At 58.1% G+C, this 7,804-nt stretch carries 8 protein-coding genes and 3 pseudogenes; 10 read left to right on the forward strand and 1 reads right to left on the reverse strand.

What is annotated here, in order from left to right; genetic code table 11:
* From EGJ34_RS22770 to EGJ34_RS17180, 10 genes and pseudogenes are all read left to right on the forward strand, one after another.
* On the forward strand, window positions 1-819 hold an 819-nt coding region (locus tag EGJ34_RS22770; RefSeq protein ID WP_260477038.1), incomplete at its 5' end, for an RHS repeat-associated core domain-containing protein.
* 43 nt (window positions 820-862) lie between these two features.
* Window positions 863-1,399 carry a hypothetical protein gene (locus EGJ34_RS17140; protein WP_125361694.1) on the forward strand — a complete coding sequence of 179 codons (537 nt, stop codon included), beginning with the start codon at window positions 863-865 and terminating at the stop codon, window positions 1,397-1,399.
* A 48-nt stretch (window positions 1,400-1,447) separates the two neighbouring features.
* Window positions 1,448-1,930 (forward strand): annotated as a pseudogene (locus EGJ34_RS17145) (RHS repeat-associated core domain-containing protein); the annotation flags it as partial.
* A gap of 368 nt (window positions 1,931-2,298) precedes the next feature.
* Window positions 2,299-2,664, forward strand: a complete 366-nt coding sequence (locus EGJ34_RS17150; RefSeq protein WP_125361695.1) for a hypothetical protein — start codon at window positions 2,299-2,301, stop codon at window positions 2,662-2,664.
* A 117-nt stretch (window positions 2,665-2,781) separates the two neighbouring features.
* Window positions 2,782-3,386 (forward strand): annotated as a pseudogene (locus EGJ34_RS17155) (RHS repeat protein); the annotation flags it as partial.
* A gap of 195 nt (window positions 3,387-3,581) precedes the next feature.
* The gene (locus EGJ34_RS17160) at window positions 3,582-4,196 is read left to right on the forward strand and encodes a hypothetical protein (protein ID WP_125361696.1); all 615 of its coding nucleotides are present in this window, start codon (window positions 3,582-3,584) and stop codon (window positions 4,194-4,196) included.
* 205 nt (window positions 4,197-4,401) lie between these two features.
* Window positions 4,402-5,385: a DUF6882 domain-containing protein gene (locus EGJ34_RS17165; protein WP_125361697.1), complete on the forward strand. Its 984-nt coding sequence runs from the start codon at window positions 4,402-4,404 to the stop codon at window positions 5,383-5,385.
* A gap of 107 nt (window positions 5,386-5,492) precedes the next feature.
* Window positions 5,493-6,344, forward strand: coding sequence for a hypothetical protein (locus tag EGJ34_RS17170; RefSeq protein ID WP_125361698.1), 852 nt, complete (start codon window positions 5,493-5,495; stop codon window positions 6,342-6,344).
* 131 nt (window positions 6,345-6,475) lie between these two features.
* Window positions 6,476-6,898, forward strand: a complete 423-nt coding sequence (locus EGJ34_RS17175; RefSeq protein ID WP_125361699.1) for a hypothetical protein — start codon at window positions 6,476-6,478, stop codon at window positions 6,896-6,898.
* The gene (locus EGJ34_RS17180) at window positions 6,888-7,271 is read left to right on the forward strand and encodes a hypothetical protein (protein ID WP_125361700.1); all 384 of its coding nucleotides are present in this window, start codon (window positions 6,888-6,890) and stop codon (window positions 7,269-7,271) included. The genes EGJ34_RS17175 and EGJ34_RS17180 overlap by 11 nt, the downstream gene beginning before the upstream one ends.
* 410 nt (window positions 7,272-7,681) lie before the next feature.
* On the opposite strand, the pseudogene EGJ34_RS17185 reads toward EGJ34_RS17180, so the two are convergent.
* Window positions 7,682-7,804, reverse strand: a pseudogene (locus EGJ34_RS17185) (IS3 family transposase); the annotation flags it as partial.

Raw genomic sequence — 7,804 nt, forward strand, 5'->3', positions numbered from 1 at the left:
TGGTTGGACAACTACCCGGTGGCGCTGATCAACGCGCCGGCGGCGGGCGTTCCTGAAGTGGCCTACATCCAGCCCGACCACCTGGGCACCCCGCGTGTGGTGATCGATCCGATGCGCAACCTGAGCATCTGGGAGTGGAGCAGCAAGAGCGAGGTGTTTGGGAACCAGGCACCGAACAGTGATCCGGATGGGGATGGCGTGGCATTTGAGCTGGCGCTGCGGTTCCCGGGGCAGCAGGCGACGGACGCTAGTGGGCTGTACTACAACTACCAGCGGGAGTATGACCCGGCGGTGGGTAGGTACTCGCAGAGTGATCCGATTGGACTACGCGGAGGAATAAGTAGCTATGGCTATGCTCATAGCAATCCTATAGGACGCCTTGATCCACTCGGACTGAACGATAAACACTACGTGCCCGGTCCTGCCGTGGAGACGCCGGAGATGGCGGTGGCGCGGAACCGATTACAAGGCCTCGCAGACAGAGCAGCCAAGCACATCGACGCAACTTGCGGCGTCAAGTGCGCGCTGCCATGGATCCGAGGAACTCTAATTCACAGCGAACTAAAACGACTCGTAGACCAAAACTGTCCAACGTCTGAGTATGCGACAGAAGTGAGCTACAAGGACGGCGTGGTTGTACCGTACGGTACGGCCGGGTCATCCAGGGCGGACGTCGTGTTTGGTCCAGTAAATGCTCCGACAGCGGTGTATGATCTGAAGACCGGATGGGGGTACATCAGCATCGGGCAGTTCGATGCCTATGGTCAAAATCTTCCACCTGATACACCGATTCATGTGCTTCGCCCAGAGGGTCGCTGATCTTATGAATAAACGCCTGATTACTCGGCTAATGCAAGAGCGCGTGGAAGGTATCAAGCATTCGGGCGTGTACTTCTTCAGGGGCGATTATGATCATATCCTCCAGGGTGCGGCATTGGAGTATGTTCCGCGCGGGCTCTATGTCTGGAGCTACCAGTTCCCTTTGTTCGACTTCCTGGGTCCGAACCTCTCTTATAGCAAGAGGCTGGCCGAAAATTCCTTCATCGAGAAGGGGGCGATGAGCGAAAATGAGATCGTTGACTTTGTTATGTCCGCACCTGAAGTGTGCGCAGAATTTAAGGGCGAAGCCGCGCTCAGTCTCCAGGATTTTGTTCGTGTACTTGAAGTAGGAAGAACAAGAAGCTCGCACGCCAAGTTGATTCAGGCGGCAGCCCTAATTCTCTTGGGCCAGGAGTCAGCTGCAGCGGCATTGCTACAAGAACTACCTCCATTTCTGCATCCGAAAGATGTTCCTCACTGCAACAAGCTGGCTGAGGCTCTGAAATCCGGGGAGGGGCTTGCGGAGGACATCCTGCAGCAGACACGGAAAAAGAATCTCATCGCATTGGGGTTGGCTTGATCCTGAATCTCGGACGCCCCGCGGCGATGCTCGGAAGCCACTGGCCGCAGTGCCCAGCTCACCGTGTATGACCAGGCGGGCCAGTGGCTCGGCAACTACAGCAGCGCTGGGCAAGCCCTGCAGCAGGCGATCTGGTTGGACAACTACCCGGTGGCGCTGATCAACGCGCCGGCGGCGGGCGTTCCTGAAGTGGCCTACATCCAGCCCGACCACTTGGGCACCCCGCGTGTGGTGATCGATCCGATGCGCAACCTGAGCATCTGGGAGTGGAGCAGCAAGGGCGAGGTGTTTGGGAACCAGGCACCGAACAGTGAACCGGATGGGGATGGCGTGGCGTTTGAGCTGGCGCTGCGGTTCCCGGGGCAGCAGGCGACGGACGCTAGTGGGCTGTACTACAACTACCAGCGGGAGTATGACCCGGCGGTGGGTAGGTACTCGCAGAGTGATCCGATTGGGTTGAGGGGTGGTATAAACACATATGCCTATGTTCGTGGAAACCCGATCAGCCTGACTGATCCGCTGGGCTTGGCTCCGGCATCGGGTGCTATGGCGGATTGTTTGGAACAGATTTTTGGTGAGTCAGTTGCTGGCGTTAATGTCAGGAATAAGACTGTCGTCAACAACGATTTCATCACGACGCGAAGGAACTCAATCCGCCTTCCGCCTACCTTATCTGTCGATGAGTTCTTTGCCGACCACAGCTTGGTTCTGCATGAGTACTACCATGTGCTGCTGCAGTGGAATACGGGTCAGCTATCTCGCAGGGCTTATGCGGCAGAGTTCATGCGGAATGGATCGGCAGATGGAAATCGTTTTGAGGATGCTGCAAACACGTTTTCCAAGAACCATGCCCAAGCACTCAATGACTGCCTGCAAAAGAAGAAGGAGGAGTGCAGCAAATGAAGATGGCACTGACAATTTTAATGGGCGCATTGGTGGTCACGGGATGTACGGCCTTCGGTGGAGATATGATTATTCGCGTGTCTGGCTCAGTGCCGGCGTCTGGGCTGGCAGATAAACCGGGTGAGTCGTGCCAACTTGGCATGGTTTCCGCCGAGACCGGTGAGCAATTCCCAACAAGGGATATCACTGCTAACTTCTCTACAGCAATGATGGTTGTTGCCGGCCCGAAGGCGGAACGCTACTACTTCGTGGCCAAATGCGACGATGGCCGTAAGTTCCGCTCGGGTGAAGTCACCATCAGTAGCCGTAGCTCTTACACCAGGAAATTTGACCTGGGAACGCTCGTCGAGAACGACCCGTAGTTCAACGATGATGCAGGAACTGTAGGGCGGGTCTCGGCCTGCCACGCTGTAAGGATACCGAAGCCCCGCATCGGCGGGGCTTCTTCGATCTGAACCCTAGGGCCTCTTACTGCAGTAGTTGAGGCCTACGACTACGACCCCACCGGCAACCGAATGGGCATGACCAGCAATGCGGGCACCCATGTGTATTCCTACGCCCCGGCAGCCACCGGCTGACCGGCGTGGGCGGCGAAGCCCGCGACCACGATGCGGCGGGCAACACCACCAGCATCGGCAGCCGTGAGTACGTATACAGCGACGCCAACCGGCTGCTTCAGGCCAAGCAGGGTGGTGCGGTGCTGGAAAGCTACCTGTACATCCACCGCGGCGAGCGCATCCAGCGCGAACCCACCGGCGGCAGCGCGCAGCTCACCGTGTATGACGAAGCGGGTCAGTGGCTGGGTAACAGCAGCACCGGGCAGGCGCTTCAGCAGGCGATCTGGCTGGACAACTACCCGGTGGCACTGATCAATGCGCCGGCCATGGGTGTGCCGGAGGTGGCCTACATGCAGCCTGACCACCTGGGTACGCCGCGTGTGGTGATTGACCCTGCCCGCAATGTGAGCATCTGGGAATGGAGCAGCAAGAGCGAGGTGTTTGGGAACCAGGCTCCGAACAGCGATCCGGATGGGGATGGCGTGGTGTTTGAGCCGGCGCTGCGGTTCCCGGGGCAGCAGGCGACGACACCTCGATAATGAATATCTAGAGGAGCTGGCGGACGCAAAGAAGCTTGACCTGTACGACACTATCGTCCATGAAGTGGGGTATCGAACAAGTGGTGTTTCCTCCGGAAAAGGTGACCGAAAATCCGGTCCTCGCGCGGAGATCTATAGGGACGCAGAAATTAGGACAAAACGGCAGGCGGAAAAAAAATAAGGGTGGTGATTGTGGCTGCAATAAATAGGATAATCGGCTTGTCCACGGTCTTTGCGATCATTTTTGCAGGCAATGCAGTCGCTAAAGATAAGGATGCCTTCTATGTAGAAGGTGCAGTATCAATCGTGGACGGGTGTTTGGAAGTGTCAACCCGGGAGCTGCAGTTTGCTTGTCACCGCATCGTTCCCGGGGAAGGGCTTGTGATCGCCTTGAGGGAGTATGCGCGCTCTCGCAAAGTGGACGGCTCAACGTATAAGAAAGTGACGGTTGTGTTGCGCGAGTGGCCTGTAGATTCTGCAACGGTTTCAATTGGATCTTCCGATGTAAAGGTGTTCTACAGTGCAGGTCCAGCAGCATTTGCCGGCAAGAGGGGGTGTTTCGGAACTGCTACTAAGGGCACCGTTTCCGTGGAGCTAGAAAAGGGTGTAGCATCGATCAAGGTGAACGCTGAGGTTCCGGTCCGTAGTCCTTTGGACTGGAAGGGTGATTGTGATCAGCCAATTGTTATTGATACTGCTTTCTCTGCACACAAAAGAAACCTGCTTGAACTGGACGCGTGGCATGGGAACCCTCGGGAAGGCGACTCGCCGTTTGAGGAGGCCAATATCATGAACTAGCGGGCCTTACCGGTTGGTCATAGGGTTTCGCAGTGAGTGAGTTGGTAAGGGAGGCGCTTGAGAAAGAATTTGGCTGGGATGCGGTTGTCGGAGAAGTGCCGAGGTCGTTAGCGATATCAGAGTAGAGCGAGGGGCCGTCAATAGGGCCACCATCGATCTCTAGTATGATCGCCAGGCATTCCGCGTTTCCCAGTCAGGTGGATGAGTGATCGACTTTCTCAAGAGAATCCTTTGGCGTGGCGAGAGACCGTCAGGAGCATCGCCAGCACCAACAAGCTCCGTTGACGGTCCTGCAGAGGCCCAAGCTGCTGCGTCAGAGCTGCCCCGCTTCAACCTGACCCGCGCAACCCAGGCGCAGGTAGAAGCAGCCTCGGCCTGGTGTATTGACCGCAACATCGAACTCGCAGCCTCTTTAGGTCTCGGACAACACGAATGCTGGTCGTTCTCCCAGGAAACGGGAAGGTTGACGCTCGTCTTCCCGGACGGAACCGAACAAGCGGTTGCTGGACAGATCTTGGCGTCCTTTGATCCAGCCGATAAGAGCTTTGTATGGGCATGGGATAACCCGTCTCTGCGCGAAGAGCTAACGAGGGACGCAAGCCGCGCGTTGGCGCTGGGTCAATCGCTGTCCGAACCTGCACTTACCACGGGAAAGCAGCATGCGACCTTCACCCACGCAGCCGGTCTGGTCATGCTTGCCGCGCAGCATGCCGGTGCAGGCGGCGTATGCAGACTGAAGGCCAACGGCTGGTCCACCGTATTTGTCGCGCTTCACCCAGACCAGGATTCCCGCAACGGTGGATGCGACCCGGTGGCCGCTGAGGCGCATATAGCCGTCGTGCGGAGTTACGAGACGCCTCTGTTCGAGGCGGACGCGGCGTACAACGATAGCGGCATGGATTCCGAGGTGCAGGGTGGGTTGTTTGCCAGCAAGCTGCAGTCCTACGCAGCTCATTGGGCTCGCGACGATGACTATCACCAGCCGTGTTCACTGAGCTGGCCATCTGACTGCGATCCCTCGCGCGTGCGAACGCGGTTTGCGGTTCCAGCGCGGGAGGGCGGCATGCTGGTAGCTACGCTGGTCGAAGACCGGATCGTATCCGCGTACCGCATCGAGACGCATGGACCATACCTGAAGATCGTGGACAACCTCATCGACTTCAACGACTTGTACCTCTGGCCCAGCTGAGAGCGTGGCTGGCGCAGTGGCATGTGCGCGGCAAGCGTTTGATCTTGCGCAACGCCCGATCACGACCCAACACCGCCCCTAAGCATCACCAAAAGGACTTGGAAAGAATGACACTGACGCGCAACCCCCTCACTCTCATCGCGATCCCCTTGGCATTGGTGGCCTGCCTGGCCGCCTGCCAAGCAGCCCCACCGCCTCCATCAGCAGCCACGCAAGCGCCGCCATCTTCGCAGCCCACATCGCGCGATACGGCGAGAACGGCCGCCACTGGTGCACCCAAGAACCTGTTCCACCAGTTCGGCTCGCTCAAGCAACGCGCCGAAGCAGGCGATGCCGTAGCCCAGCGATTGTTGGCGCAGCTGTACCTGGACTGCGCCTACGTCTACGACCACCCGGTCACGCTCAATGCCTTGGAGCTGGACTCCATTCCCGCCGACAGCGCCGAGGCAATGGTGATCAACGCCAACCGCGACCGCGTGCAGGACTGCGCCCAGGTGGACGGTGGTGCCCGGGTCACCCAGAAGGATGCTGAGCACTGGTATGAGAAAGCTGCCGGAAATGGCGATCTGGCGGCATGGGCCATCGTCAACATGCTTCGCCATCCACCGTTGAATTCTGATGAGGCACAACGCTTCCTCGAGGATGTGATGGCGTCCAAAGACCCCGTGGCCGTGTTCGCCTACGGTAACGTGATGGGCGGCCCGCTCACCGAAAACCTGGGCGAGACCTACGCGCCGCTGGTCAGCAACGCCCACAGCCTGGCGTGGATGCTCGCCGGTTGTCGCATGGGCATGGATTGCGGACCGGAAAGCGTACTCGTCACCAATCTGTGCCTGCAGCAGCACGTGTGTGGCAAGGGCGACTACGAGCAGGCAATGAAGAGCCTGATGGAGTCCCAAGCCGACCGCGAAGCACTCGATCAGCAAATAGAGCACGTCCTGCGCGCAGTAACCACGTAGAGCCGGGCTTGCCCGGCTGCTTTTCGCGCAAAAGGCAGCCGGGCAAGCCCGGCTCTACGAAGGTGCCCCAAAAAGCGCCGGTAGGGTCGGCCGGAGGTCAAAATTGATGACTACGGTTACGGAGGCGATTGATGACTGAGATTGTTGTAAACATTTCTCTTCGCGTTTGGCATCCTGGTGTTGCCGCTTCTGCTGTCGTAGGAGCATTTCGCCTGCCAGTCGAAGTAAGTCATAGCGTTAATGAGCCGCGCGTTTCGCCAAATGGCAGAAGCATCGGCGGGTGCTACGAAAGAACCTATGTGTCGATGTCCATGGCGAGGAGAAAGCCTGTAGAGTTGGATGAGGAGCTATGGCATTGCTATGAGGTCATTAGTGGCAGTGCCGAGTTCATTTCTGCGCTGCTTGAATCGGGGGGCTCGTTGGAGTTTTATATTAGCGCGTTCCTCACAGACCCCTGCGGCTTTAGCTTTGATCATGAGTTCATGGCTGCCTTCGCTAAAACGGGATTGGGGGTATCCGTGGAACTGTATCCGGAGCCGGGAAGTGGCTATTGATCTGGACCGGTGGCCGATCAACCACGGCAGCACCGGGCAGGCGCTCCAGCAGGCGATCTGGCTGGGCAACTATCCGGTGGCGCTGATCAACGCGTCGGCAGCGAGCGCGCCTGAAGTGGCTTACATCCAGCCCGACCACCTGGGCACCCCGCGCGTGGTGATTGACTGGGTGCGCAATCTGAGCATCTGGCAATGGAGCAGCAAGAGCCGGCGTTTGGTAACCAAGCTCCGAACAGCGATCTGGATGGCGATCATATCGCCCCGAACGCTTAGACGTGTGCCAAGGATGGTCTTTCACTGGGCGCATCATCTGGAGTTCATCTGGAAACGCGGAGGAGCAAAGGGATCATGGTTCAGAATCGACGGCCGCTGATCATCGGGGTGGTCGCAAGTGCGGCCTGCTGCAGCCTAATAGTGCTCATGACGGCCCTGGAGGCTGGGCACAAGTTCATAGGTCTATGGGTGATTGCGGTCATCGCGTTTGCGGCAGCTGGCTTGGTTTCGGCAGTCGTCGGAGTTCCGGTGGCGATCTGGCTGAGGAAGCAAGAGAAGCTATCGCTTCTTCCGCTGTGCATTGCGGGCGCGCTTGCAGGTGCAGTTCTGTTGGGCAGCATCAACGGATGGTCAAACTACTGGCCTCAGATGCTGGACCAGACGCACGCAATTACAATGGCTCTCAAGTCTGCGGGGAGGTCGGCAGTATCCGGCGCGCTCATAGGTGCGGTATCGGCAGTTGCATTCTGTTTGGGTACAGGAGTTCCATTCAGAAGGTTGTGATGGGTTCTACCCCGATATCACGGACGGTTCTAAAAGAGCTGCAACCTTCTGATCCTGCTTGGCGACCCTTCTGCGCATCCTAGGGTTGTGGCGTCGCTCGATGTAGTCAAACACATCCGCTCGTGCCGC

The organism is Stenotrophomonas sp. 278 (assembly GCF_003935715.1).
Classification (GTDB): Bacteria; Pseudomonadota; Gammaproteobacteria; order Xanthomonadales; family Xanthomonadaceae; genus Stenotrophomonas; species Stenotrophomonas maltophilia_AH.

Coding starts and splice junctions, on each gene's coding strand:
- EGJ34_RS17150 (WP_125361695.1), top strand. CDS start 2,299: ATGAAGATGGCACTGACAATTTTAATGGGCGCATTGGTGGTCACGGGA.
- EGJ34_RS17170 (WP_125361698.1), top strand. CDS start 5,493: ATGACACTGACGCGCAACCCCCTCACTCTCATCGCGATCCCCTTGGCA.
- EGJ34_RS17175 (WP_125361699.1), top strand. CDS start 6,476: ATGACTGAGATTGTTGTAAACATTTCTCTTCGCGTTTGGCATCCTGGT.